This is a genomic window from Cyanobium sp. ATX 6A2 (assembly GCF_024346355.1).
Classification (GTDB): Bacteria; Cyanobacteriota; Cyanobacteriia; order PCC-6307; family Cyanobiaceae; genus NIES-981.
This window is the reverse complement of the sequence record NZ_JAGQCU010000003.1, coordinates 1-23538: the sequence shown is the minus strand read 5'-3', so window position 1 is coordinate 23538 and position 23538 is coordinate 1. Positions and strand designations below refer to the sequence as shown.

Annotated in this window: 26 protein-coding genes and 1 tRNA gene; 12 read left to right on the top strand and 15 right to left on the bottom strand. The window is 69.5% G+C overall.

The genetic code is table 11. The features are described 5' to 3' along the window. Positions 1 to 146: 146 nt before the first annotated feature. Entirely contained in the window at positions 147 to 1076 is a 930-nt protein-coding gene (locus KBY96_RS04005; protein ID WP_315859468.1) for a DMT family transporter, read from the top strand. Here KBY96_RS04005 and KBY96_RS04000 read toward each other — a convergent pair. Beyond that, positions 1048 to 1542, bottom strand: a complete 495-nt coding sequence (locus tag KBY96_RS04000; RefSeq protein ID WP_254977930.1) for a hypothetical protein — start codon at positions 1540 to 1542, stop codon at positions 1048 to 1050. The genes KBY96_RS04005 and KBY96_RS04000 overlap by 29 nt on opposite strands. A 21-nt stretch (positions 1543 to 1563) precedes the next feature. Between KBY96_RS04000 and ruvA the strand changes: the two genes are divergently transcribed. The 3 genes from ruvA to KBY96_RS03985 all read left to right on the top strand — a co-directional run bounded on the left by ruvA (position 1564) and on the right by KBY96_RS03985 (position 3122). Next, positions 1564 to 2223 (top strand): Holliday junction branch migration protein RuvA, encoded by a 660-nt coding sequence (gene ruvA / locus KBY96_RS03995; RefSeq protein ID WP_254977929.1) that lies wholly within the window; start codon positions 1564 to 1566, stop codon positions 2221 to 2223. A 102-nt stretch (positions 2224 to 2325) separates the two neighbouring features. Then, positions 2326 to 2595 (top strand): 30S ribosomal protein S15, encoded by a 270-nt coding sequence (gene rpsO / locus KBY96_RS03990; protein ID WP_254977928.1) that lies wholly within the window; start codon positions 2326 to 2328, stop codon positions 2593 to 2595. A gap of 38 nt (positions 2596 to 2633) precedes the next feature. Continuing rightward, on the top strand, positions 2634 to 3122 hold the full coding sequence (locus KBY96_RS03985; protein WP_254977927.1) for a PAM68 family protein: 489 nt from the start codon (positions 2634 to 2636) through the stop codon (positions 3120 to 3122). Here KBY96_RS03985 and KBY96_RS03980 read toward each other — a convergent pair. The 9 genes from KBY96_RS03980 to KBY96_RS03940 all read right to left on the bottom strand — a co-directional run bounded on the left by KBY96_RS03980 (position 3111) and on the right by KBY96_RS03940 (position 14009). After that, the gene (locus KBY96_RS03980; protein WP_254977926.1) at positions 3111 to 6692 is read right to left on the bottom strand and encodes a DNA polymerase III subunit alpha; all 3582 of its coding nucleotides are present in this window, start codon (positions 6690 to 6692) and stop codon (positions 3111 to 3113) included. The two genes, KBY96_RS03985 and KBY96_RS03980, sit on opposite strands and share 12 nt — an antisense overlap. A gap of 76 nt (positions 6693 to 6768) precedes the next feature. Next, positions 6769 to 8280, bottom strand: a complete 1512-nt coding sequence (gene gatA / locus KBY96_RS03975) for an Asp-tRNA(Asn)/Glu-tRNA(Gln) amidotransferase subunit GatA (RefSeq protein WP_254977925.1) — start codon at positions 8278 to 8280, stop codon at positions 6769 to 6771. A gap of 68 nt (positions 8281 to 8348) precedes the next feature. Further along, a complete protein-coding gene (locus tag KBY96_RS03970; RefSeq protein ID WP_254977924.1) occupies positions 8349 to 8588 on the bottom strand; it encodes a DUF1816 domain-containing protein in 240 nt (79 codons plus the stop codon). A 49-nt stretch (positions 8589 to 8637) separates the two neighbouring features. Continuing rightward, a complete protein-coding gene (gene rlmB, locus KBY96_RS03965) occupies positions 8638 to 10416 on the bottom strand; it encodes a 23S rRNA (guanosine(2251)-2'-O)-methyltransferase RlmB (RefSeq protein WP_254977923.1) in 1779 nt (592 codons plus the stop codon). Between the two features lie 12 nt (positions 10417 to 10428). Then, positions 10429 to 10806, bottom strand: coding sequence for a ribonuclease III domain-containing protein (locus KBY96_RS03960; RefSeq protein ID WP_254977922.1), 378 nt, complete (start codon positions 10804 to 10806; stop codon positions 10429 to 10431). Continuing rightward, a complete protein-coding gene (locus KBY96_RS03955; RefSeq protein ID WP_254977921.1) occupies positions 10781 to 11119 on the bottom strand; it encodes an STAS domain-containing protein in 339 nt (112 codons plus the stop codon). The genes KBY96_RS03960 and KBY96_RS03955 overlap by 26 nt, the downstream gene beginning before the upstream one ends. A gap of 101 nt (positions 11120 to 11220) precedes the next feature. Continuing rightward, positions 11221 to 12327, bottom strand: a complete 1107-nt coding sequence (gene carA / locus KBY96_RS03950; RefSeq protein WP_254978147.1) for a glutamine-hydrolyzing carbamoyl-phosphate synthase small subunit — start codon at positions 12325 to 12327, stop codon at positions 11221 to 11223. Positions 12328 to 12373: 46 nt separating this feature from the next. Then, positions 12374 to 13417, bottom strand: a complete 1044-nt coding sequence (trpD, locus tag KBY96_RS03945) for an anthranilate phosphoribosyltransferase (RefSeq protein WP_254977920.1) — start codon at positions 13415 to 13417, stop codon at positions 12374 to 12376. A 223-nt stretch (positions 13418 to 13640) separates the two neighbouring features. Next, complete coding sequence (locus KBY96_RS03940; protein ID WP_254977919.1) at positions 13641 to 14009, bottom strand: DUF3288 family protein; 369 nt, start codon at positions 14007 to 14009, stop codon at positions 13641 to 13643. A 49-nt stretch (positions 14010 to 14058) separates the two neighbouring features. On the opposite strand from KBY96_RS03940, the gene KBY96_RS03935 reads away from it, so the two are divergent. From KBY96_RS03935 to KBY96_RS03910, 6 genes are all read left to right on the top strand, one after another. Next, positions 14059 to 15816, top strand: coding sequence for an ABC transporter ATP-binding protein (locus KBY96_RS03935; protein ID WP_254977918.1), 1758 nt, complete (start codon positions 14059 to 14061; stop codon positions 15814 to 15816). 39 nt (positions 15817 to 15855) lie between these two features. After that, positions 15856 to 16602 (top strand): peptide-methionine (S)-S-oxide reductase MsrA, encoded by a 747-nt coding sequence (gene msrA / locus KBY96_RS03930; protein ID WP_396122247.1) that lies wholly within the window; start codon positions 15856 to 15858, stop codon positions 16600 to 16602. Between the two features lie 25 nt (positions 16603 to 16627). Continuing rightward, on the top strand, positions 16628 to 16939 hold the full coding sequence (locus KBY96_RS03925) for a hypothetical protein (RefSeq protein WP_254977917.1): 312 nt from the start codon (positions 16628 to 16630) through the stop codon (positions 16937 to 16939). Positions 16940 to 16947: 8 nt separating this feature from the next. Next, positions 16948 to 17130, top strand: coding sequence for a hypothetical protein (locus KBY96_RS03920; protein ID WP_254977916.1), 183 nt, complete (start codon positions 16948 to 16950; stop codon positions 17128 to 17130). Further along, positions 17127 to 17465, top strand: coding sequence for a hypothetical protein (locus tag KBY96_RS03915; protein ID WP_254977915.1), 339 nt, complete (start codon positions 17127 to 17129; stop codon positions 17463 to 17465). Before KBY96_RS03920 ends, KBY96_RS03915 begins: the two co-directional genes overlap by 4 nt. Positions 17466 to 17488: 23 nt before the next feature. After that, positions 17489 to 17562, top strand: a tRNA-Pro gene (locus KBY96_RS03910). Positions 17563 to 17659: 97 nt separating this feature from the next. Here the strand turns inward: KBY96_RS03910 and KBY96_RS03905 are convergent. Beyond that, complete coding sequence (locus tag KBY96_RS03905; protein ID WP_396122246.1) at positions 17660 to 18517, bottom strand: 3'-5' exonuclease; 858 nt, start codon at positions 18515 to 18517, stop codon at positions 17660 to 17662. A 72-nt stretch (positions 18518 to 18589) separates the two neighbouring features. Between KBY96_RS03905 and KBY96_RS03900 the strand changes: the two genes are divergently transcribed. Further along, on the top strand, positions 18590 to 19051 hold the full coding sequence (locus tag KBY96_RS03900; RefSeq protein ID WP_254977914.1) for a peroxiredoxin: 462 nt from the start codon (positions 18590 to 18592) through the stop codon (positions 19049 to 19051). Positions 19052 to 19062: 11 nt separating this feature from the next. After that, positions 19063 to 19803, top strand: a complete 741-nt coding sequence (locus tag KBY96_RS03895) for a DUF1350 family protein (RefSeq protein WP_254977913.1) — start codon at positions 19063 to 19065, stop codon at positions 19801 to 19803. Here the strand turns inward: KBY96_RS03895 and KBY96_RS03890 are convergent. From KBY96_RS03890 to KBY96_RS03875, 4 genes are all read right to left on the bottom strand, one after another. Then, complete coding sequence (locus tag KBY96_RS03890; RefSeq protein ID WP_254977912.1) at positions 19800 to 20330, bottom strand: hypothetical protein; 531 nt, start codon at positions 20328 to 20330, stop codon at positions 19800 to 19802. The genes KBY96_RS03895 and KBY96_RS03890 overlap by 4 nt on opposite strands. A gap of 9 nt (positions 20331 to 20339) precedes the next feature. Continuing rightward, positions 20340 to 22319, bottom strand: coding sequence for an acetate--CoA ligase (gene acs / locus KBY96_RS03885; RefSeq protein ID WP_254977911.1), 1980 nt, complete (start codon positions 22317 to 22319; stop codon positions 20340 to 20342). Positions 22320 to 22747: 428 nt separating this feature from the next. Then, positions 22748 to 23233, bottom strand: a complete 486-nt coding sequence (locus KBY96_RS03880; RefSeq protein WP_254977910.1) for an ATP-binding protein — start codon at positions 23231 to 23233, stop codon at positions 22748 to 22750. A gap of 2 nt (positions 23234 to 23235) precedes the next feature. Then, complete coding sequence (locus tag KBY96_RS03875; protein WP_254977909.1) at positions 23236 to 23424, bottom strand: sugar transferase; 189 nt, start codon at positions 23422 to 23424, stop codon at positions 23236 to 23238. Positions 23425 to 23538: the final 114 nt, after the last annotated feature.

Genomic DNA, 23538 nt, shown 5'->3' with positions numbered 1-23538 from the left:
GGCCTGGGGCAGGGGCGCGGAGCTGGCGAGGTGTTGATTCTGGGGGAGGACAGCGGGCGCTGCAGGAGCTGGCCGCAGGATGCAGACGCAGGAGCGGGGGGCATCGGTCAGCATGCGGCCCCTGCTCCTGCTGCCCTGAGTTGACGGTGACACCGACGGCCGCCACCCGCTTGAGCGGCCCGGTGGCCTCGATGCTGCTGAGTGCCCTGAGCTTCTCGCTGATGGGCATCTGCGTGAAGCAGGTGGGCAGCCGTATCCCGGCGGCTGAGGTGGTGCTGGCGCGGGCGCTGGTGAGCCTGGCCCTGAGCTGGTGGCTGCTGCGCCGCGCCGGGATCAACCCCTGGGGCCAGCGGCGCGGCCTGCTGATCTGGCGCGGTGCCATCGGCAGCGTGGCCCTGCTGTGCGTGTATGCGGCCCTGAGCACCCTGCCCCTGGCCTCGGCCACCGTGCTGCAATACCTCTACCCCACCTTCACGGCCCTGCTGGCCTGGCTGCTGCTGGGAGAGCGCGTCGGCCGCCGGGTGCTGGCAGCGGTGGCCCTGGGCTGGGCCGGTGTGCTGCTGGTGGCCCAGCCGGCGCGGCTGCTGGCGGGCGGCCCGCTGGCTGGTTCGCCGGCCCTGCCGGCCGGGGCCGTGCTGGTGGCCGTCGCCGGCGCCCTGTGCACGGCGGTGGCCTACGTGAGCGTGCGCACCCTGGCGGCCAGCGAACACCCGTTGGTGATCGTGTTCTATTTCCCCCTGGTGGCGGTGCCCCTGAGCCTGCCCCTGGTGCTGCTCAATCCGGTGCTGCCCACCCCGCTCGAGCTGCTGTGGCTGCTGGGGGTGGGCCTGTTCACCCAGCTGGGACAGGTGACGCTCACCCGCGGGCTGGTGGGACTGCCCGCCGCCCAGGCCACGGCGATCAGCTACGCCCAGGTGGGCTTTGCCGGCCTGTGGGGCTGGCTGATCTTCGGGGAAGTGGTGGATGGCTGGACGCTGGCCGGCGCCGCCCTGGTGCTCGCCGCCACCCTGATCAGCCTCAGCAGCCGGCGCCGGCTGCTGCCCCAGCTCAATCCTGGAGGGGAAGCGGATAGGTGAGCCAGGCCTGGGTGCTGCCATCGGGGCTGCCGCTCGGCCGGGCCAGGCGCCAGCTCTCGCCCCGCTCTCCGCGCTGCAGGTAGATCTCGAAGGGACTGTCGATCCGGATCGGATCGCCGCTCAGACGCCAGTCAAACTGACCCGCCAGCCGCAGACCCCTGGCCTCGCCGATGCTCACCGCCTGCTGCTCGGCCACACGCACCCGGCTCACCTGGGGCCTGGCCTCGACGTTCGGCTCCAACTCCAGGGCCTGGGCGATGGCCTCCTGGGTGATCTGGATCTGCAGGGCCAGGGCAGTGAGCAGCACCCCCCGGGGCGGCTGGGAGTTGCCGGCGCAGGCCGAGAGCGGCAGCAGCAGCAGCAGGGCCACCAGCGCTGCGGCCAGGGAGCGCAGCAGGCGCGGCAGCGGCAGGTGCAGACAAACCGGCAAGCGGAGCTGGGCAGGGGGCCGCGGGACAGGCACCATGGGCAGGTTCCAAGTGCTCCCATGATCGGCTGGCTGCAAGGCGAACTTGCCGATCCCTGGCAGCAGGACAAGCGCTGTGGCCTGTTGCTGATGTGCCAGGGCGTGGGCTACGAGGTGCAGGTGAGCTCGCGCCAGTGGCAGCAGCTGCCGGCCCAGGGCAGCACGCTGACCCTGCACATCCACCAGGCCGTGCGCGACGACGGCTGGACCCTCTACGGCTTCAGCGAGCGGGGGGAACGGGACCTGTTCCGCGAACTGGTCGCGGTGAGCGGTGTGGGACCGCAGATGGCCCTGGGGCTGCTGGGCTGCCTGGAGCGCGAACAGCTGGTTCAGGCGATCGTCCAGACCGACCTGCGCCTGCTGTGTCAGGCGCCCGGGGTGGGACGGCGCACAGCTGAGCGCCTGGCGGTGGAACTGCGCAGCCGCCTGCAGCAGCGCTTCGGCCTCGCCCTCGGCGCCGAGGCCGACGACGACGCCCTGGCGCCCCTGAGCCCGCAGCTCAGCGACAACCACCGCGATGAGGTGCAGCTGACGCTGGCGGCGCTGGGTTACGAGGTGCTGGAGATTCACCGGGCGCTACGGGCCGTGGCCCGCCAGGAGGCCGCCGCCGGCGAAAGCCCCTGGGTGGCGGACGACTGGATCCGCGAGTGCCTGCGCTGGCTGTCCCGCCAGGCCGCCTGAGCCCTGGGGGGTGGCTGGAGGCAGGACGGTAATGTGGAGTATTGCCGCGCGGGATTTCTGAACAGGGATCCAGTTCAATCCGCGTTCGCCCTCTCCTTCTCCATGCCGCTCAACACCACCAAAAAGCAGGAACTGATCAACTCCCACCAGACCCACGGCACCGATACCGGGTCGGCGGAAGTGCAGGTGGCGATGCTGAGCGAGCGCATCAGCCAGCTCTCCTCCCATCTGCAGCAGAACAAGCACGATTTCTCTTCCCGCCAGGGGCTGCTGAAGATGATCGGCCGGCGCAAGCGACTGCTCAGCTATCTCAAGGGCATCAGCCCCGAGCGCTACAGCCAGCTGATCGCCAAGCTCGGCATCCGCGGCTGATCGGCCAGTGACCCGCACCCCAGCCAGCAGGTGAGGCCATGGCCGGCAAAGGTAAAGGCATTCAGCCCACGGGGAAGGGTCCCGGGAAGCGGCAGCACCGCCGCACCGGCAAGCATGGGGCCGGCACCTCTTCCACCGTCACGGCATCGGCCGACCCATCGCCCACCCGGTCCCCTCGCGCCCAGGTTATCCCTGATGCCGTGGCCAACCGCATGGCCCGGCGCATCGGCATCGCCACCGGCATCCCCACCCTGATGGGTATGGGTGTGTTCGTGGCCAGCTACCTGCTGGTGAGCCGCGGCGTTCTCGACATCCCCCCGAGTGCCACCTTGGTGGCCTCCGGGGGATTCTTCCTGCTGGGGCTGCTCGGCCTCAGCTACGGAGTGCTCTCCGCCAGCTGGGAACCGCAGCCTGGCAGCTGGTTCGGCGCCGAGCAGATCGGGGTCAATCTGGGCCGCCTCAAGGCCTCCCTCAGGGCCCTGCGCCAGGGCGGTGCCGGGTCCGAGAGTGGTTCATCAGGCGGCTGAGGCCATACCCACGCTGATCGGGGATCCGCTGAGGCTGATCGGAGCACTGACCCGGGCCGCGAACGCCGCAGCACTCAGGGTGGACAGGGCCGAGGCGGGATCGGCCACACAGAACTGGGAGCCGAGGCGCACGCAGCGGGTCTGATCCCCCTGGCGCACCAAAGCCACCACCGGCACCCGCAGCCCGCCCTCGTCCTGGGGAGGCCTGTGGCGCTGCAGGCACTCCCGCAGGCGATGCTGCACGGCGATGTCCGCAGCCTGATCGGCGGGCAGCTCCACCATCAGCAGCTGCAGGTCGTCGATGCTGCGGCAGTCGTCCACGATCAGCTGCACCCGGTCATCGCGCCTGTCCACCGAAGCCCACACCAGCAGGCGAGCGTCCACCATCAGGTGATCCGCCAGGCGGGCATAGGTGCGAGGGAACACCACCGCCTCACAGCTGCCGGTGAGGTCCTCCAGTTGCAGCACCGCCATGCGGTCGCCCTTGCGGGTGGTGACCTGGCGCAGTTCGGGCACCATCACCACGGCGCTCACCCTGGCCTTGTCCGCCTGCTCATCGAGATTGCCCAGGGCCAGGGGCGAGAGCAGCTTCACCCGTGCCGCCAGCTGCTTGAGGGGATGGTCGGAGAGATAGAACCCCACCAGCTCCTTCTCCAGCCGCAGCTTCTCGGTGGGGGGATAGTCGGCCACCGCCGCCGCCTTCGGTGCGGTGCTCAGGTCCGCGTCAACGCCGGAGCCAGCGCCCGCAGCGGCGGGTGCGCCAGCGCCTGCGACCAGCAGATCGAACAGGTTGCCCTGGCCACTGGCTCGGTCGCGGGCGCGGGAACCAGCCCAGTCGAGCACCAGATCGAGGTCGGCCATCAGCTGGGCACGGTTGGCGCTGGCCTCGAGCGCGTCGAGGGCGCCTGAGTGGATCAGGGCCTCCAGGGCGCGGCGGTTGAGCTGCTGGCCGGGAATGCGATCGCAGAGATCCGCCAGGGAGCGGAACGGACCCTCGTCGCTGCGGCTGCCGATCAACTGGCGGATGGCGCCATCTCCGAGATTGCGCACCGCCGAGAGGCCGAACAGGATGCGATCGCCCACGGGGGTGAAGTCGATGCCGGAGGCATTCACATCCGGGGGCATCACCTGGATACCCATGGCGTTGCAGTTGGCGATATAGCGCTGCACCTTGGCTGAATCGCCGGAATTCACCGTGAGCAGGGCCGCCATGTAGGCCACTGGGTAGTGGGCCTTGAGGTAGGCGGTCTGATAGGTCACGGCGCCGTAGGCGGTGGAATGGCTCTTGTTGAAGCAGTACTCCGCGAACAGCACCATCTGCTCGAACAGAGCCTCGGCGAGCTTGGAATCCACCCCGCGTGCGCTGGCCCCCTGCACGAAGATGCTCTGATGCTTCTCCATCTCGCTCTTCTTCTTCTTGCCCATCGCCCGCCGCAGCAGATCGGCTTCGCCGAGGGAATAGCCGGCGAGATCCTGGGCGATCTTCATGATCTGCTCCTGGTACACCATGATCCCGTAGGTCTCGCGCAGGATCGGTTCGAGCTTGGCGTGGGCGAATTCGATGGCCTCGCGGCCATGCTTGCGGTTGATGAATTTAGGGATCAGACCGGCATCCAGGGGACCCGGCCTATAGAGGGCCAGCACCGAGGAGATGTCCTCCAGGGATGAGGGCTTGAGATCCCGCACGATCTGGCGCATGCCGCTGGATTCGAGCTGGAAGATGCCCTCCAGATCACCGCGGGCCAGCAGGCCGTAGGTACCGGGATCGTCGAGGGGCAGTGCGTCGGGGTCCACCGCAATGCCTGTGCTCTGCTTCACCAGATCCACGGTCTTGTCGATCATGGTGAGGTTCTTGAGCCCCAGGAAATCCATCTTCAGCAGCCCCATCGACTCCACGTCTTCCATGAAGTACTGGGTGATCACCTGGCCGTCGTTGTTGCGCTGCAGGGGCACCAGCTCATCGAGGGGTTCGGCGGCGATCACCACACCGGCGGCGTGTACCCCGAAGGTCTTGTTGGTGCCCTCAATGCGCATGGCCAGATCCACCCAGTGGCGCACACGGGCATCATTCTCGTATTTCTCCCGGAAGTCCGGTGCCGGCGAGTCGGCACCGATCATCTCCTTGAGCTTGGCCGGCTTGCCGCGCACCACCGGAATCAGCTTGGCCAGCCGATCGGCCTCGCCATAGGGGATATCCAGCACCCGGGCCACATCCTTGAGCACCGCCTTGGAGGTCATGCGGTTGAAGGTGATGATCTGGGCCACCTTGTCCTCGCCATAGCGTCGGGTGACGTAGTCGATCACCTCCCCGCGGCGCTGGATGCAGAAGTCGGTGTCGATGTCAGGCATCGACTTGCGCTCTGGATTGAGAAAGCGCTCAAACAGCAGGCCGTTGGTGACCGGATCGATGTTGGTGATGCCCAGGGCATAGGCCACCAGCGATCCGGCGGCCGACCCACGGCCCGGCCCCACGGGAATGCCGTTGTCGCGGGCGAAGCGGATGTAATCCCACACCACCAGAAAGTAGGTGGGAAAGCCCATCTCCTCCATCACATCGAGCTCGTAGGCCAGCCGCTCGCCATAGGTGGGCGAAAAGCACTCAGCCTCTGCCAGATCCAGCCGGCGACGCAGTCCCTGCTCGCTCACCGCCCGCAGATAACTCACGGCGGTGTGTCCCTCCGGAATCGGGAAGCGCGGCATCTGGTAGTGGCCAAGGATGTTGTAGGCCTCCACCTTCTCGGCCACCCGTACCGTGTTGGCCACCGCCCGCTCGATCAGCTCGGCGCTCAGGTGATCGCGGAAGAGCTGCAGCATCTCCACCTCGCTCTTGATGTACTCGGTGCCCGTGTAGCGCAGGCGTTTCTCATCGCTGATCAGCTTGCCGGTGAGCACGCAGAGCAGGGCGTCGTGGGCCTCCACATCGCCCACACTCAGGTAATGGGCGTCGTTGGTGGCGATCAGCTCGATGCCGAGCTCGGCACCGATCTTGGCGATCTCGGTGTTGACGATGCGGTCTTCGATGCCGCCGTGGTCCTGGATCTCCAGGTAGAAGTCGTCGCCGAACACCTCCTGATACCAACGGGCCACGGTGCGGGCCGCGTCCGGCCGGCCACGCAGGATCGCCTGGGGGATCTCACCCCCCAGACAGGCGGTGGCCACGATCAGCCCCTCGCTGTACTGCCTGAGGGTGGCCTTGTCGATGCAGGCCCTGGAGAAGATGCCCCGGCCGCGCATGCCGCGCAGGTGGCTGATGCTGGTGAGCTTCACCAGATTGCGGTACCCCACCGCGTTCCTGGCCAGCACCACCAGGTGATAGCGGCGCTCCTTCTTGGGGGGATTGGGGTCATCGAGCGAGCCGTTGATCACATACATCTCGTTGCCGATGATCGGCTTGATGCCCGCCTGCTCGCAGAGCTTCAGCAGCTCGATGGCGCCGTACATCACGCCGTGATCGGTGAGGGCCAGGGCCGGCATGCCCAGCTCAACCGCCCGCTGCACCATCGCCGGCAGCTGGCTGGCGCCATCGAGCAGGCTGTAGTCGCTGTGGTTGTGAAGGGGAACAAAGGCCACGGCGCTCAGCGTCGGCGACGCCCAGGGTAGGACCGTGCACACCAGATCTGGTGTGCACGGCGCACGTCAATGCCGGTCAGGGCACCAGGGGGGCGGAGGGCACCAGATCGGCCGCCGGGCGGTTGTCCATCACCCGGGCGGAGGTTTCGTAGTGGTGGGCCAGCCGCAGCAGTTTCGGCTCCTCCAGCACCCCGGCGATCAGCTGCAGCCCGATCGGCAGGCCCTGGGCGTCGAAGCCGCAGGGCACGCTGATGGCCGGCAGGCCCGCCATGTTGGCCGGGATGGTGAGCAGATCAGCCAGGTACATGGCCAGCGGATCGTTGCTGTGGGCGCCGAAGCGGAACGCCGTGGTGGGCGAGGTGGGGGTGAGCAGCACGTCCACCGACTGGAAGGCGCGGTCGAAGTCGCGCCGGATCAGGGTGCGCACCTGCTGGGCCTTCCTGTAATAGGCGTCCACGTAGCCGGCGGAGAGGGCGTAGGTGCCGATCAGGATGCGGCGCTGCACCTCATCACCGAAGCCCTCGGCGCGGCTGCGGGCCGTGATCTCCGCCAGGTTGGCGCCGCCACCCAGGCCGCCACCGATGCCGCCCTCGTCCAGGCCGGCCCGGAAACCGTATTTCACCCCGTCATAGCGGGCCAGGTTGGCGGAGGCCTCCGAGGGGGCGATCACGTAGTAGGTGGCGATGCCGTCGTTGAAGCGGGGGCAGCTCACATCCACCAGCTCGCAGCCCAGGGCCTGCAGCTGCTCGGCGGCGGCCATCACCGCCGCCTTCACCTCCGCTGCCAGCCCCTCGGCCTCGAAGCACTCGCGCACGATGCCCACCCGCAGGCCGGCCACCGGCTGCTGCAGGGCGGCGCGGTAGTCGGGCACGGGCGCCTTCAGGCAGGTGGAGTCGCGCGGGTCGGCGCCGGCGATCACCTGCAGGATCTCGGCGGCATCCGCCACCGACAGGCTGAAAGGACCCACCTGATCCAGGGAGCTGGCAAAGGCCACCAGGCCCCAGCGGCTGACACGGCCATAGGTGGGCTTGAGTCCCACCACGCCGCAGAAACTGGCCGGCTGGCGGATGGAGCCGCCGGTGTCGGAGCCCAGGGAGCCGAGGCATTCGCCGGCGGCCACGGCGGCGGCGCTGCCACCGGAGCTGCCGCCGGGCACGGCGGCGGGATCCCAGGGGTTGCGGCTGGGGCCGAAGGCGGACGTCTCGGTGGAGCTGCCCATGGCGAACTCATCGAGATTGGTCTTGCCGAGCAGCACGGCACCGGCCTGCCACAACCGCTCGGTGACGGTGCTTTCGTACGGCGGCACGAATGACTCCAGCATGCGGCTGGAGCAGGTGGTGCGAATGCCTCTGGTGCAGAGGTTGTCCTTGATCGCCATCGGCACGCCTGCCAGGGGGGGCAGGGGCTCACCGGCGGCCCGGGCGGCGTCGGTGCGCACGGCGTCGGCCCGGGCCCGCTCGGCGGTCACCTCCAGAAAGGCGTGCACGGTGTGGTCCACCGCCTCGATGCGCGCCAGGCAGCGCTCGGTGAGCTCCAGGGCCGACACTTCTCGGCGCTCCAGCTGCCCACGCCATTCGGCGATGCCCATGCCAACCGCTTCCCACTCGGCTGGGACGCTATCAGCCAGCAGCCGGGACCACCGCGGCGCCGTGGCGCTCAGTCGGTTTCGGTGAGCGGTTCGCCGCGACGGCTGCGCAGGAGGGTGTGGTCGATCGAGGCCGGCTCCTCACTGCGCAGGTCGTCGAGGAAGGCGGGCAGCTCGCGCTCGAGGGTGCTGCGGCGCACGTAGGGACCGAACCAGTAGGTGACGTCGGGATCGGTGGTGCGCACCCGCGCCCACCAGGCAAGGCCCAGGGCGTTGGCGCTGCTGCGCACGGGCCAGAGCAGGGGATTCATGCCGGAGCTGGGAGCATCCCACCATTGTGCCCGCCAGTCGGCAGATGGCTCACAGACGCAGGGAGCCCAGGTCGACATCGGCCGCGAACGGGGCGTCGGGGCTTGACTGGGAATCGACGCCTGGTTGGGATGCAAACGAGGACCTGTCAACCTCCGCCTGGTCCTCGGCGGGAGAGGCAAGCCCCGGGGTCTGCTCAGGCCCCTCCAGCGGAGCCTCCGCGACAGCAATCGCGTCAACGTCTGTGGCGTCTGTGGCCCCGGTGGGCTGGGTTTCAAGTGCCGCCTGGGCCTCGATCGCGGTCTCGCCCACGGCGTCTGGTTCCGTGGCCGGCTCGCTGATCGGCTCAGTGGGTGGCTCGCTGATCGGCTCAGTGGCAGGCTCTGGGATCGGCTCGGCAGGCGGCTCGCTGATCGGCTCAGATTGCGACGGCGTTGAATGCTCAGGCTCCGCCTCCAACTCAGACGCTGGCGACGCGGACGCTGGCGACGCGGATGAGGGTGCCGATGAGGGCTCAGGCTGGGCTGGCGCGGGCAGCTGGGGGCGCAGCAGCCGTGGCGCCGGATCACCGCCGCGCAGCCCGCGCATCCAGCCGCGACGGGCCACCTCATAAAGCAGCAGAGCCGATGCCACCGAGGCGTTGAGACTCGGGGTGGCGCCGCGCAGGGGGATGCTCACCAGCTGGTCACAGTGGCGACGGGTGAGCATCGAGAGGCCATCTCCCTCCGAGCCGGTGACGATCACCAGGGGGCCGTCGAGATCGGCCTGCTCAAGGCTGACACTGCCCTCGGAGGCCAGTCCCACCACCCGGTAGCCCTCCTCCTTGAGACGCTCCAGGGCGCGGTTGAGATTCACCACCCGGGCCACCGGGAGGTGCTCAAGAGCTCCGGCGGCGACCTTCGCCACCGAGCCGGTGAGCCCGGCGCTGCGGCGCTGGGGCAACACCAGGCCATGGGCACCGAGGGCCTCGGCACTGCGGGCAATCGCCCCCAGGTTGTGGGGATCGGTGATGCCGTCGAGGGCCATCAGCAGTGGCGACTCGCCGATGCCTGCACAGCCCCCGATGAGGCCGTCGAGGTCGAGGGTATCGGCGGCCGCGGTCTGCAGCACGATCCCCTGGTGCACGGCCCCGGCGGTGAGCTGGCCCAGTCGCGCCCAGGTGACCTCCTCCACCAGCACGCCGGAGGCCTTGGCCTCTCGCAGCTGCTGCAGAAACTTGGGGGTGAAGCGCAGCTCCGTCGTGCACCAGATGCGATGGACCGGCCGGCCACTCTCCAGGACGGCGAGGGCGGCATGGCGACCCCACACCAGGTCGTCGCTGGGGGCGGGCTGGCCGAGGCGCTCGGCCTCAGGGAGGGTTGCGGCTAGGGCCGCAGCTGCAGGGGCCGCGGACGGCTGCCGCCTGAGCAGTGGCGGTCGCCCCCGCTCAGGACGCCCCCCCTCAGAACGCCCCCACCCCGGGCGCCCCCGTTCCGGGCGACCAGTGCTGGGACGGGGCCCCTCAGGGCGGCCCCCATCCCGACGGCTGCGGTCGAAACGGCGTGTTTCCGGGGGGGCGGAACTGACGCGACGGGCAGAGGCCCAGGCCCGATCACCGCCGCGCTCTCCACCCCGATCACCGCCGCGCTCATCGCCACGCTCTCCCCTGCGCTCAGCGCCGCGATCGCTCCAGTCGGCGCGGGACTTCCCCGGGCGGCCGCGATCGGTCTGAGCGCCGGCATCGCCGCGCCGGTCGCGGCTGTAGGACCTTGATGGCGGGCTTGAACGCGCTGGTCGCCCGCCCGCCGCTCCCGTCCGCTTGTCGGGACGGCGTTCGAATCGAGGGCTCATGGCGGGCTGAGGTTATGGATTGATGTTCTGCAAGTGATCTAGCAGTTCATCCAACCGCGGTTGGTCGTGCAGGAACAGCCAGCCAAGCAGGGTTTCAAAGCCGGTGGCCTGCCCATAGGTGGCCGCATCGGCACTGCGGGGCCCCCGCCCGGCCCGGTTGCGGCCGCGTCGCACCAGATCGCGCTCCCCCTCCCGCAGCAGTCCCTCCAGCTGGCCCAGGGCCCGGGCCTGGGCCTCCGCGCGAACGGCCGCCACCACCTTGAGGTGCAGGTCGCGAGGCCGGGCCGGAGCGGCGCAGTGGCTCAGGCGCTGATGCAGCTCCCACACTGCATCCCCCAGCCAGGCCAGCTGCAGGGGACCCAGCTCAGGGGGTGAGGCGGGCGAGGGCACTCTTGAGATCGGGCTGCAGATGCAGAAACTCCTCCAGTCGCACCAGTTTCACTGTCTGCACCACCCGGGCATTGCCCGCCACCGCAAAGTTCTGGCCATCGGCGGTGCACTGCTTGGCCAGCTGCACCAGGGCACCCAGACCGGAGGAGTCGATGAAGTCAATGTGGGAGAGGTCCACGAGCAGCGGCTGGGCGGTGCTGCGGTGGGCGGCGATGAACTCGCCGAACTGTTTGTCGGAGTAGGCGTCCAGCTGGCCGGTGAACCGGAACAGCTGGCAGTGAGCCTGCTGCTCGAATCCCCCACGCAGGGACACCGTGAGTCGCTGCAGGTCGTTGATGGCGCTTGTCCTCGTGACGGATCGATGGGGGGAGTGTAGGGATGGGAGCCTGGCCTGCAATCAGCGCCGCTCCCCCATCAGCGCCGATCAGCCATCAGGGCCGCGAAGCGGGCGAAGTGATGGTCGGCGTCGTGGGGTCCGGGGCTGGCCTCCGGGTGGTACTGCACTCCAAACACCGGCTGATGCAGCAACTGCAGGGCCGCCACGGTGTGGTCGTTGAGGTTGTGGTGGGTGATCCGCACCCGATCGGCGGGCAGGGAGTCGGCGTCGAGCGCAAAGCCGTGGTTCTGGCTGGTGATCTCCACCTGGCCGGGACTGCCGCAGGGGTGATTGAGGCCGCGGTGACCGTAGGGAAGCTTGAAGCTGCGGCCCCCCAGGGCCAGGCCCAGAATCTGGTGGCCCATGCAGATGCCGAACAGGGGCAGATCAACCTGGGTGAGCAGATCCTTCACCAGGGCGATACCCGAGCTCACCGCGGCCGGATCGCCGGGGCCGTTGGAGAGGAACACCCCCTCAGGGCTGTGGCTGAGCACGGCCTCGAGGCTGGAATCGGCCGGCAGCACGGTGACGCTGCAGCCGTGGGCCACGAGGCGATCGAGGATGGCCCGCTTGATGCCGAAGTCGATCGCCACCACGCGGTAGGGACGTTCGGGCCTTTGCTGCAGGCGTGTATCGAACGCCGCGCTGCAGGGCTCAGTCCAGGTGTAGGGCTCGGCGGTGCTCACCCGGGCGGCCAGGTTGAGCCCCTCCATCGAGGGGGCGGCCCGCACCTGCTCCAGCAGCTCCACAGGGGTGGAGCCATCACTGCTGATGGCGCCATTGATCGCGCCACCCTCGCGCAGGTGGCGCACCAGGGCGCGGGTGTCGACACCACGGATGCCCACCACCCCGTTCTCCGCCAGCCAGTGCTCGAGATCGCCTTCGGCACGCCAGTTGCTGGTCACCGGCGTGAGCTCGCGGGAGATCACGCCGCGCACATGGGGCCGGGGGGCTTCCTGATCAGCTGTGTTGACGCCGGTGTTGCCCAGTTCGGGGTAGGTGAATGTCACCAGCTGACCGGAGTAGCTGGGATCGGTCATCACTTCCTGATACCCGGTCATGCCGGTGTTGAACACCACTTCACCGATGGCGGTGCCCACAGCGCCGAAGGCTTCCCCGCGCAGCAGGGTGCCATCGGCCAGCATCAGCAGGGCAGAGGTGGTCACGGCACCGGGAGCAACAGCGCCCTGATCATCCCCCAACCGCCACGGGCAGTGCTGTGCGCAACTGCAGCAATTTCTGCCAGGGGCTGCCGGCCGCCAGCGCTTCGGCGGCCTGGGCGTGGCCGGAGGCGATGCTGTCGCTGGCGCCGGCGGCCCAGAGCACCAGGGCCGTGTTCAGGGCCACCACCTCGCGCTGGGCGTCACTGCCGCCGCCCTGGAGCACGGCTTCGAGGATGGCGCGGTTGGTGGCCAGATCGCCGCCGGCCAGGGCCGCAATCGGGGCCGGCGTGAGCCCCAGGGCCACTGGATCGAGCTCCTGGCTGCTCACCTCGCCGTCCTGAACGAGGCGCAGCTGGTTGGTGCCCTGCAGCGAGGCCTCGTCGAGCCCGCCCGCACCGTGCACCACCACCGCCCGGCGCAGGCCCAGGCGGGCCAGGGCACCGGCCATGGGATCGAGCAGCTCGGCCCGTGCCACGCCCAGCACCTGGGCCTCGGGTTGGAGGGGGTTCACCAGGGGGCCGAGCAGGTTGAACACGGTGCGCACCCCCAGGGCGCGGCGCAGCGGCGCCAGGCCCACCAGGGCCGGATGCCAGCCGGGCGCGAACAGAAAGGTGACGCCCACCTGCGGCAGGGCGGCGACCACCTGCTCCTGGGGCGCCTGGAGGTTGATCTCGAGGGCCTCCAGCACATCGGCAGACCCCACCCGGCCACTGGCGCTGCGGTTGCCGTGTTTGGCCACATGCACCCCGCAGGCGGCCGCCACAAAGGCCACGGCGGTGGAGATGTTGAAGCTGTCGGCGCCGTCGCCGCCGGTGCCGCAGGTGTCCACCAGCTGCAGGGCCGGGCGCTCGCCGGGCAGGGGACAGGCGGCGCGCAGCACGCCGGCCATGGCGGCCAGCTCATCGGCGCTGACGCCCTTGGAGCGCAGCGCCGCCAGCAGGGCGCCGGTGAGCACCGGAGGAATCCGCTCGTCCAGCCAGTCCTGCATCAGGGCGGTGGCCTGCACGGGGCTGAGCGACTCGCCGCGCAGGAGCTGCTCGAGCAGGGCGGGAGCCGCGGACGCAGAAGCCATGGCGGTGGAGGGGGGCACTGGGATGAGGCCATTCAAAAACCCCCCGCCCAAGCCAGCCCTGCAACCAGCAGTGGTCAGCCAAAAAAAAGCCCGGGTGCGGGGCACACCGGGCCGGGTGATGGGGACTTTTCCACTATCCCCCGTCACGGGCGGGATGGCGCTGGCGGGGCCGACTTCGGTGGGTGATCGACACAACAGACAGCTGAGCGTCAGCCGTTGTGCTTCAGCCGTCCTGATCGGTGGTGTCGAAACCCGAGCCCACGGCCTCGCCGCCGGCGGGCGCGGGACGGAAGCCGGCAGCCCAGATCGCCCGGGTGCGCGCGTGCAGGTCGTGCCGGCTCAGCCCCCAGAGCCTCAGCACCTTGGCCAGGTCGTCCTGGATGTCGCCGGCACCGGGAAAGCCCTGGTAGCGCATCAGCAGCCGGGCCGCATTCAGCAGATGCTCATCGGTGGGGGTCTCAGCCGCCAGCAGGCGGTCGACCTCCAGCCGATCGAGAGCATGGAGGGGGTGGCTCTGCTCGTCCCCGGCGCCGGCGCCGGCGCCATCGCGAGGGGAACCCGGAGCTGAACCGGTGGCGGTCGGTGGAGCCATGGCGAGGTGTCGGCGATCCCTAGGTTGGGCCCATCTTTGAACTGGCGGCGTGGCGGCCCTGCGTGCCGATCTGATCCTGCGCTATCTGCGCCCCCATCGCCGCACGGTGCTGCAGGGCGCGGCGGCCCTGGTGCTGGTGAATCTGCTGGGCGTGGGCATCCCCCTGCTGGTGCGGCGGGTGATCGACGACCTGGAGGAGGGCTTCGAGCTGCGCGACGTGCTGCTGATGGCGCTCGTGCTGGCCACGCTGGCCACGGTGATGGGCGCCATGCGCCTGCTCTCGCGGCTGCTGGTGTTCGGCGTGGGCCGGAAGGTGGAGGCCGATCTCAAGCAGCGGATCTTCGAGCACGTGCTGCTGCAGGAACCCGGCTGGGTGCAGAGCACCGGCAGCGGCGAGGTGATCAGCCGGGCCACCAGTGATGTGGAAAACGTACGCCGGCTGCTGGGCTTCGCCGTGCTCAGCCTCACCAACACCGTGCTGGCCTACGCCCTCACCCTGCCGGCGATGCTCAGCATCGACCCCTGGCTGACCCTGGCGGCGGTGGGGCTCTACCCACTGATGTTGATCACGGTGCGCCTGTTCGGCGGGCGGATGATGCGCCAGCAGCGCCGCCAGCAGGAGGCACTGGCGGGGTTGAGCGATCTGATCCAGGAAGACCTCTCCGGCATCAGCGCCATCAAGATCTACGGCCAGGAGAGCACCGAGCAGGCGGCCTTCGCCGGTCGCAACCGGGTGTACAGGGATGCGGCCCTGGGGCTGGCCCGCACCCGCAGCACCCTGTTTCCCCTGCTGGAGGGCATCTCCTCGATCAGCCTGCTGCTGTTGCTGGCCCTGGGTAGCGGCCAGCTCGAGAGCGGTCGCCTGAGCATCGGCGACCTGGTGGCCCTGATCCTGTTTGTGGAGCGGCTGGTGTTCCCCACCGCGCTGCTGGGCTTCACCCTCAACACCTTCCAGACCGGTCAGGTGAGCCTGGACCGGGTGGAGCAGCTGCTCTGCCGCCAACCGCTGATCGAGTCGCCGACCAACCCCCAGCCGCCGGCCCGGCGGCCCCGGGGAGCCATCGAGGCCCGCGGCCTCACGGTGCGCTACCCGGACGCACCGCGACCCGCCCTGGTGGATGTGAGCTTCCGTGTGAAGCCGGGCGAGCTGGTGGCGGTGGTGGGCCCGGTGGGTTGCGGCAAGACCACCCTGGCGCGGGCCCTGGGCCGGATGGTGGAGCTCGATCCCGCCCAGCTCTGGCTCGATGGCGTGGACATCACCCGGCTCCGGCTCGAGGACCTGCGCCGTCAGGTGGCCCTCGTGCCCCAGGAGGGCTACCTGTTCACGGCCACCCTGGCCGACAACATTCGCTATGGCGAGCCGGAGGCTCCGCTCGAAACCGTGGAAGCGGTGGCCGCCGAGGCCCAGCTGGAGGGCGACATCCGCGGTTTCCCCGATGGCTACCAGACCCTGGTGGGTGAGCGGGGCATCACCCTCAGCGGTGGGCAGCGGCAACGCACGGCCCTGGCGCGGGCCATGCTCGTGAATGCACCGCTGCTGGTGCTCGACGACGCCCTGGCCAGCGTGGACAACACCACCGCCGCCCAGATCCTGCGCACGATCCGCGGCCAGGGAGACCAGGGCCGCACGGTGCTGATGATCAGCCACCAGCTCTCCGCCGCCGCCGCCTGCGACCGGGTGCTGGTGCTGGAGGAGGGGCGGCTGGTGCAGCAGGGGTCCCACGACGAGCTCCTGGCCATGCCGGGCACCTACCGGCGGCTATGGGCACGGGAGCAGGTGCGCGAAGAGTTGCGCAGCGGGGGCTGACGGCCGGGCCGGCGGGCTGCCTAGCGTGCGCCCAGCTGCATGAGCTGCGTGTTTGGAGGTGTGTTTGGAAGCCGGGCTGCTGGCCAGGCAGGGACGGGCACTGAGGATCCGGTCCATGTGCTGCTCGGCACTCCCATCACCCTGGCTCCCGAGGCGGGCCAGGCCGAGGCCCTGTTCGGCTGCGGCTGTTTCTGGGGCGCTGAAAAGGGTTTCTGGCGGCTGCCTGGGGTGCTCACCACCGCGGTGGGCTACGCCGGCGGCCAGCTCGACCAGCCCAGCTACCAGCAGGTCTGTTCCGGCCGCACGGGCCATGCCGAGGTGGTGCGGGTGGTGTGGGACCAGGCCCTGATCGACTTCAGCGACCTGCTCAAGCTGTTCTGGGAATGCCACGACCCCACCCAGGGCGACCGCCAGGGGGGCGACCGGGGCTCCCAGTACCGCTCGGCCATCTTCTTGGACGACCCCACCCTGCTGGCGCAGGCGGAAGCCAGCCGCCAGGCCTACCAGACCCTCCTCAATGAGGCTGGCTACGGCCCCATCACCACCGAGATCGGCAGCGGCCGGCGCTTCTGGTTGGCCGAGCCTTACCACCAGCAATACCTGGCCAAACCCGGCAGCCGGCCCTACTGCTCCGCCCAGCCCAGCGGCCGGCTTCTGGGGGATTTCCCCGGCGCCCACTACCGCCTGGATCCGAGGGTGTGGGACTGTTACGACTGGTCGATCAGTCACTGCGTTCTGCGCGGCGACAACGCCCCGATCCGACTGGCCTCCTCCTCACCAACCTGAACTGCCCGCTGCCGTCATGCCCGCCATGGTCGTTTCGGTTTCCCACGTGCTGCTGCTCACGGCCAGCCTGCTGGCCCAGGCCTCGCCCTGGTGGGAGCACTACGACAGCCGCGACAGCTTCCTCTGCCCCCGCCTCGGGCGCGTGCAGCTGGAGCGGAACAACGCCCAGGCCTCGTTGATCAGCGGCCGCTCCCGCACCACGGCCTTCCGGGACGACTCGCCCCTGCCGGGCGTCCGCTACACCAATCAGCGCATGACCCTCATCCTGCAGGGGGACCTGCTCACCATCGAACAGCTGCCCAGTCGTATTGAGTGCACCCGCACCGAACGGGTCTGACGATCGCCATGAATCCTCTGCCGGACCGGGTAGTGCTGGTCGCGCTGTTCACCACCATCGCCCTCTGCTTCGCCCTGGTGTTCTGGACGGTGAGACTGCAGCCCAGGTCCGAGCCCAGCCTGCAATGGCGCGACGGCCCCTCGGTCCTGGCCCCGGGGCCGGCCCCCGGCTCCCGGGGTCTGGCGGTGTGAGTGGCTCCGGCGGCGGGGATCAGTCGGAGCCACGTCATCCGCTGCCCCGCGGCCTGGTGGAGCTCTACGGACTGCTGGCGGTGCTGGTGGTGCTGGTGCCGGAGTGGATGGCGGAAGGGGCGCTGGGGCGCTGGGGCGGTGATCCCGAGGGGGTGCCCCTTCCCGATGCGCAGGGAGCCTGGAAGCAACTGCCGGAACTGCGCCTGGCGGGCATGGGGCTGGCGGAGCTGCGCCTGCTGGCCCACGACCTGCGGCTGCCGGGCTACGCAGGGGAGTGCCGCGACCAGCTCTCACGCCGACTGCTGCGCCGTCTTCGCCGTCGCAAAGCGCTGTGATAGCTTGCGTTTGACGGCACAACCGGGGCGTAGCGCAGCTTGGTAGCGCACCACTTTGGGGTAGTGGGGGTCGTGGGTTCAAATCCCGCCGCTCCGATTCCAGAAACCGTCATCGTTCAGTGCCCTGTCGGCAGGCCCCCCCAGGCCTGCCGACTTTTTTGTGCTGGTGATGGCTCACGTTCAGGCCAACCCGATCAGGCCGCCACTGCTGGGCCGGGCTCGCTGCGGCTTGCTGGGCTGGCGCTGGTGGCGCTGTGCCCATCCGGGTGCACCCGTTGCACCGCAAAGGGCAGGGCACGGGCCTCGTCGTCGCTGAGACGCCGGCTCCAGGCACCGGCCACGGGTTCATTCCAGCGGAACCCGGCCTCTCGGGCCTTGTGGCGCTCCGCGTAGGACACCAGCGCGCGGTAGGTGTGGCGCGGCTCCAGTGCTGCGGCCAGCAGGGCCTCGAGGTCTTGGCAGCGCTCCAGCACCTGGGCCAGATAGATGCAGTCGGTGAGAGCGCGGTGGGCAGCCCACACGGGGATTCCGTGGGCCAGGGCGAGGTCCTTGACCCCGGGAGTCGACTTCAGCCTCAACGCCGCCGGCCAGCGGATGTCCTCCATTGAGCAGATCCAGGGCCTGGTCACCGGCGGCAGGGGATCGATGCCGAACCACTGGCGATCAAAGGTCGCGTTGTGGGCCAGCACGGCGTCCGTTGCCTCGAGCATGGCGTTGAAGCAGTGCAGGCCCGCCTGCCAGGGCTGGGGCAGGCGACTCACGGCAGCGGGGATGCCGTTGATGGCTTCAGCGGGATTGGCGTTCACCGGCAGCAGGAAGGACACCTGGCTGAGCACGGCGCGCTGGGGCACGGCAAACAGGATGGCGCCCACCTCGACGCACTGGCCCTGGGCGGGATCCAGGCCCGTGGTTTCGGTGTCGAGGATCAGCAGGGTGGCAGGGGAACTGCTCGGGGCTGCCCGTGGCGCTGCCGCACTGGGCTGCGGCGCCATCAGCGCCAGCAGGTCGGTCTGCTGCCAGGGGGTGGACTGCTGGGGGGAGGAATCGCTCACAACCGGCACGGGCGCTGCCTCCCATCGTCCCAGCTCAGGCAAGTAGGGTTTCGTCACATGCCCCCCGCAGCCATGGCCCGAGCGCTCGTCGCCGGCGACCGCGCCCCCCAGATCGCCCTCAGCGATCAGAACGGCAACGAGCGCCGTGGCGATCAGCTGGACGGCAAGGCCCTGGTGCTGTTCTTCTATCCCAAGGACGACACACCGGGCTGCACGATGGAGGCCTGCGCCTTCCGCGACAGCTACGCCGACCTCCAGGCCATGGGCGCAGAGGTCTGGGGTGTGAGCGGCGACGACAGCGCCAGCCACCAGCGTTTCGCGGCCCGCCACAACCTTCCCTACCCGCTGCTGGTGGACCGGGGCAACGGCCTGCGCAAGGCCTTCGGCGTTCCCGCTGTGCTGGGGCTGCTGCCCGGGCGGGTCACCTACGTGATCGACGGCGAGGGGGTGATCCGCCACGTGTTCAACAACCTGCTGGATGGGCCGGCCCATCGCCGCGAGGCCCTCGAAGCCCTGCGGCAGCTGCAGGCCTGACGGCCGCTGCCATGGCGCGCTGGCGACAGCAGGACGACCTCTGGCTGCTCGAGCCCACAGGCCGGCCCCGGGGCCTGGTGGAGTTCATCGGTGGCAGCTACCTCGCCAGCAACCCCCAGCTGAGTTATCGCCGCTTGCTCGATGCCCTGGCCCAGCGGGGCTGGCGGGTGCATGCCTGGAGCTATGTGCCGGGCTTCGACCATCAGGCCCAGGCCAACGCCGCCTGGCGGCGCTTCCGCGGCCAGCGCCAGGCCTTGGCGGAGGTGGATGCTCTGCCGGCTGGGGCGCCGCTGCGGCTTGGTCACAGCCTGGGCTGCAAGCTGCAGTTGCTGGCCCCCGACGGCGGCCGCAGCAGCCGAGGCCTGGTGTCCCTGAGCTTCAACAACTTCTCGGCCGAGCGCTCCATCCCGCTGCTGGCCGAGCTTGGGCAGCAGTTCCGCTTCCGCAGCGAGTTCAGCCCCTCGCCAGAGGAAACCCTGCGCCAGGTGGCCGCCAGCTACCGCCAGCCCCACAATCTGCTGGTGCGCTTCAACCGCGACAGCATCGACCAGAGCAGCCGCCTGCTGGGGGTGCTGCAGGCCCGCCCCGATGACGCCAGCAGCGTTGAGGAGCTGCCAGGCGACCACCTCAGCCCCGCCAGCGGCGGGCTGCGGCGCCAGCTGCTGGGGGACTGGGCCGATGACCCCTCCCGCCAACGCCGCATCGAGCGGCTTGGCGCTATGGTCCTCGACTGGGCGGAGGCTCAACGCTAGGGATCGCGCTCCAGCCGCGCCCGCAGCCGCTCCAGTTCCTGGCGCAGCTCCCGGAGCTCCTCGGCGCCGGAAGCGCCGCTTGAAGGGGGCTCATCACTGTCGGCGTAGCGCTGCAGGGAACGGAACATCAGCCCCGCGCCTCCTGCCACCATCGCCACCATCATCAGCACGCTCCAGAGACTGGTGGGCCGCAACCCAAACCAGAGGCTCTGCAGGATCAGCACGGTGATCGCCGCCGCCGAAGCCCAGAGCAGAAACCAGCCCAGCTTGCGCAGGCGATTGGCCACCAGCAGGGCAACTCCTGCGCCGAGGGGCAGCAGCAGCAACCCCAGGCCCTGGCCAGCGCCAAAGCCACCCCAGAGTCCGCCATAGCCTCCTCCTCCGTAGCCCCGACGCCAGCCACCACCCAAGCCGCCGAACCCCGATCCCACCATCACCTGATTGGTGAACAGCACAATGCCGGAGACGAACAGGGAGCTGCCGATCAGGAACAGCAGGAAATCCTCGGCCGGTTTCGGGCGTGTCATACCGACCTCTCAGACGCGCAGCTTGTCGAGGACCGAGCGGTCTTCGAGGGTGCTGGTGTCGCCGCTCACCTCCTCGCCCGCGGCCAACGAACGCAGGATGCGGCGCATGATCTTGCCGCTGCGGGTCTTGGGCAGGGCGTCGGAGAAGCTGATGGCATCGGGCTTGGCGATCGGTCCGATCTCCTTGCCCACATGGCTGCGCAACTCGGCCACCAGCGCATCGCTGCCCTCGCGGCCGGCCTCCAGGGTCACGAAGGCCACCACCGCCTCACCCTTGATCGCGTCGGGACGTCCCACCACGGCGGCCTCGGCCACGGCGGGATGGCTCACCAGGGCGCTCTCGATCTCCATGGTGCCGAGGCGATGGCCCGACACACTGATCACGTCATCGACCCGGCCCATCACCCAGAAATAGCCATCAACGTCGCGGCGGGCGCCATCGCCGGCGAAATAGAGATGGGAGCCATCGGCGGGCCGCACCTCCTCCCAGTAGCTGCGCCGGAAGCGATCCGGATCGCCGTGCACGGTGCGCATCATCCCCGGCCAGGGCCGCCGCACGGCCAGGTAGCCGCCGGCATCGGCCGGCTGGGAGTTGCCGTCGTGATCCACGATGTCGGCGGCGATGCCCGGCAGCGGCAGGGTGCAGGACCCCGGCTTGGTGGGGGTGGCACCAGGAAGCGGACTGATCATCACGCCGCCGGTCTCGGTCTGCCACCAGGTGTCCACCACAGGGCAGCGGTTGCCGCCGATCACCTCCCGATACCACATCCAGGCCTCGGGGTTGATCGGCTCACCCACGCTGCCGAGGATGCGCAGGCTGCTCATGTCGTAGCGGCCGGGCACCTCGCCACCACTCTTCATGAAAGCCCGGATGGCGGTGGGGGCTGTGTAGAAGATCGTCACGGCGTGCTTCTGCACCACCTCCCAGAAGGCGCCGGGGTTGGAGGCCCGCGGCGCCCCCTCGTACATCACCGTGGTGGCGCCGTTGGAGAGGGGGCCATAGACGATGTAGCTGTGGCCGGTGATCCAGCCCACGTCGGCGGTGCACCAGTGGATGTCGTCGTCGCGGATGTCGAAGATCCACTGGAAGGTGAGGTGGGCCCAGAGGTTGTAGCCGGCGGTGGTGTGCACCACCCCCTTGGGCTTGCCGGTGGAGCCGGAGGTGTAGAGCACGAACAGGCGGTCTTCGCTGGCCATCGGCTCGGCCGGGCAGTCGGCGCTCTGGCCCTCCACCAGCTCATGCCACCAGTGATCCCGGCCCTGCTCCATGGCGCAGGCGCCGCCGGCACCCGCCAACCGCTGCACCACCAGCACGTGCTCCACGCTGGGGGCGCCGCCCTTGGCACCCAAGGCCTCATCCACCGCCGGCTTGAGCGGCACGGGTTTGTCCTTGCGGAAGCCACCATCGGCAGTGATCACCGCCTTGGCCGCGCCATCGATGAGGCGATCGCGCAGGGCATCGGCCGAGTAGCCGCCGAACACCACCGAATGGGGGGCGCCGATGCGGGCGCAGGCCAGCATGGCGATTGCCGCCTCCGGCACCATCGGCATGTAGAGGGCCACCAGATCGCCCTTGCCGATGCCCAGCTCCTTGAGGGCGTTGGCGGCTTTGCACACCTCGGCGTGCAGCTGGCGGTAGGAGAAGGTGCGGGTGTCGCCGGGTTCGCCTTCCCAGATCAGGGCCGTCTTGTCCGCCCGGGGGCCTTCGAGGTGGCGGTCGAGGCAGTTGAAGCTGAGGTTGGTGGTGCCGCCCTCAAACCACCTGGCAAAGGGCGGATTGCTCCAGTCGAGCACCGTGTGGAAGGGCTCGAACCAGTGCAGCTCGCGGCGGGCCAGCTCTCCCCAGAAGCCATCAGGATCGGCCTCGGCCCACTGGCAGAGATCGCGATAGGCCTCCATCGAGCCGATGCGGGCGCCGGTGGCCAGCTCAGCCGGTGGCGGAAAGAGCCGGCCTTCGTGGAGCACAGACTCGATCGTGGCCTCGGGCATCGTGGCGGGGGCAGGGGATCCCATTGTGAACCGGAGCAGCTTCGATGCCAGCGTCGCCACCGGGCTTCTCACCAGCACCCGCGGGCTGGTTTACAGCCGCCCCGACGGCCGGCCGGTGCCGGGCCGGTGCTGGCGGTTCTGGTACCTGCAGCGCAGCAAGAAGGTGTGGTTCCAACTGCCCGGCGGCAGCGAGGGGCAGCCGCTGCTGTTCCGGTACAACGGACGGCCGATCCTGCACCGCCGTGAGCTGGCGGCCTGGCGTGAGCGCGGCAGGACGCCACCGCTCCCAGTGGTCTGGGGGAAGCACTTGGGCATCGGCTGGGATCAGGGGCCCCAGGGCACCACTCTGTTTCTGCATCTCTGGACGCGCTGGACATGGCTGCATCCGGAAGCCTGTGGACAGCCGCAGCGCTTCAGCGTCGACTGTCTCAGGTCATCGGCCGCCGCAGGATCAGAACGTTGCCCCCCTCCTGGAGAGGGGCATAGCTGATCGACCACCCGAAGTCGCGACGCAGCCTGGCCAGCATGACCAGTCCCCAGTGGGCTTCCCGCTGGGGCAGCCCCGGCAGCTCGGACTCCCTCACAGGATCCCCAGTTGCTTCCGTTGGAGGCTCCTCGGGCAACCAGGCCGGGGTGATGTCGAACGGAGGGCCATGGTCCCGCAGGCGCAGCTGCAGGTGCTGTGCTGTGACCTCCAGCGCCACCACCACAGCCGGGGGGTCGGCCATGGAGGCGTGGGCATGGCGGACGGCGTTGGTGAATCCCTCCACCAGGGCTGTCTGGGCCTGAATCCACAGCATCGGATCCACCCCCGCCGGCTGCTGCCGCTCAAACCAGTCGAGCAGGAGAGCCGTCGACTCCAACCGACTGGGAAAGCAGGCCTCGGCAGTGCCCTCGGGCAGACGACGCTCCATGCTCAGGAGGCGCCTGAGCGCTTGCTGAAGATCACGGCGAGGGTCTGCAAGATCAGTTTGAGGTCATAGCGAAAGCTCCAGTTCTGCTGGTAGCGGAGATCGAGCCGAATCACATCCTCGAAGTCGATCACCCTGGAACGTCCGTTCACCTGCCATTCCCCCGTGAGTCCGGGGCGCAAGCGGCGTCCCATGGAGTGGTGTAACTCGGGAGGATCAGCCCCGGCTACGCCGGGGCTGACGGCTCGCCTCCCTCAGATCTCAGCTGTGGCAATGGGTGGGCCGGTCTGTGACCCTGTTCGGAGCAC

Bases quoted from the DNA above. Each gene is read 5' to 3' on its own strand.
- KBY96_RS03890 (WP_254977912.1), bottom strand. From the start codon at position 20,330: ATGACACGCCCGAAACCGGCCGAGGATTTCCTGCTGTTCCTGATCGGC.
- KBY96_RS04000 (WP_254977930.1), bottom strand. From the start codon at position 1,542: ATGGTGCCTGTCCCGCGGCCCCCTGCCCAGCTCCGCTTGCCGGTTTGT.
- KBY96_RS03970 (WP_254977924.1), bottom strand. From the start codon at position 8,588: ATGAATCCCCTGCTCTGGCCCGTGCGCAGCAGCGCCAACGCCCTGGGC.
- msrA (WP_396122247.1), top strand. From the start codon at position 15,856: ATGAGCTGCGTGTTTGGAGGTGTGTTTGGAAGCCGGGCTGCTGGCCAG.
- rpsO (WP_254977928.1), top strand. From the start codon at position 2,326: ATGCCGCTCAACACCACCAAAAAGCAGGAACTGATCAACTCCCACCAG.
- KBY96_RS03985 (WP_254977927.1), top strand. From the start codon at position 2,634: ATGGCCGGCAAAGGTAAAGGCATTCAGCCCACGGGGAAGGGTCCCGGG.
- KBY96_RS03900 (WP_254977914.1), top strand. From the start codon at position 18,590: ATGGCCCGAGCGCTCGTCGCCGGCGACCGCGCCCCCCAGATCGCCCTC.
- acs (WP_254977911.1), bottom strand. From the start codon at position 22,319: ATGCCCGAGGCCACGATCGAGTCTGTGCTCCACGAAGGCCGGCTCTTT.
- KBY96_RS03875 (WP_254977909.1), bottom strand. From the start codon at position 23,424: ATGGGACGCCGCTTGCGCCCCGGACTCACGGGGGAATGGCAGGTGAAC.
- gatA (WP_254977925.1), bottom strand. From the start codon at position 8,280: ATGGGCATCGCCGAATGGCGTGGGCAGCTGGAGCGCCGAGAAGTGTCG.
- rlmB (WP_254977923.1), bottom strand. From the start codon at position 10,416: ATGAGCCCTCGATTCGAACGCCGTCCCGACAAGCGGACGGGAGCGGCG.
- trpD (WP_254977920.1), bottom strand. From the start codon at position 13,417: ATGGCTTCTGCGTCCGCGGCTCCCGCCCTGCTCGAGCAGCTCCTGCGC.
- KBY96_RS03925 (WP_254977917.1), top strand. From the start codon at position 16,628: ATGGTCGTTTCGGTTTCCCACGTGCTGCTGCTCACGGCCAGCCTGCTG.
- KBY96_RS03895 (WP_254977913.1), top strand. From the start codon at position 19,063: ATGGCGCGCTGGCGACAGCAGGACGACCTCTGGCTGCTCGAGCCCACA.
- KBY96_RS03880 (WP_254977910.1), bottom strand. From the start codon at position 23,233: ATGGAGCGTCGTCTGCCCGAGGGCACTGCCGAGGCCTGCTTTCCCAGT.
- KBY96_RS03920 (WP_254977916.1), top strand. From the start codon at position 16,948: ATGAATCCTCTGCCGGACCGGGTAGTGCTGGTCGCGCTGTTCACCACC.
- KBY96_RS03940 (WP_254977919.1), bottom strand. From the start codon at position 14,009: ATGGCTCCACCGACCGCCACCGGTTCAGCTCCGGGTTCCCCTCGCGAT.
- carA (WP_254978147.1), bottom strand. From the start codon at position 12,327: ATGCTGGCCGATGGCACCCTGCTGCGCGGGGAAGCCTTCGGCGCTGTG.
- ruvA (WP_254977929.1), top strand. From the start codon at position 1,564: ATGATCGGCTGGCTGCAAGGCGAACTTGCCGATCCCTGGCAGCAGGAC.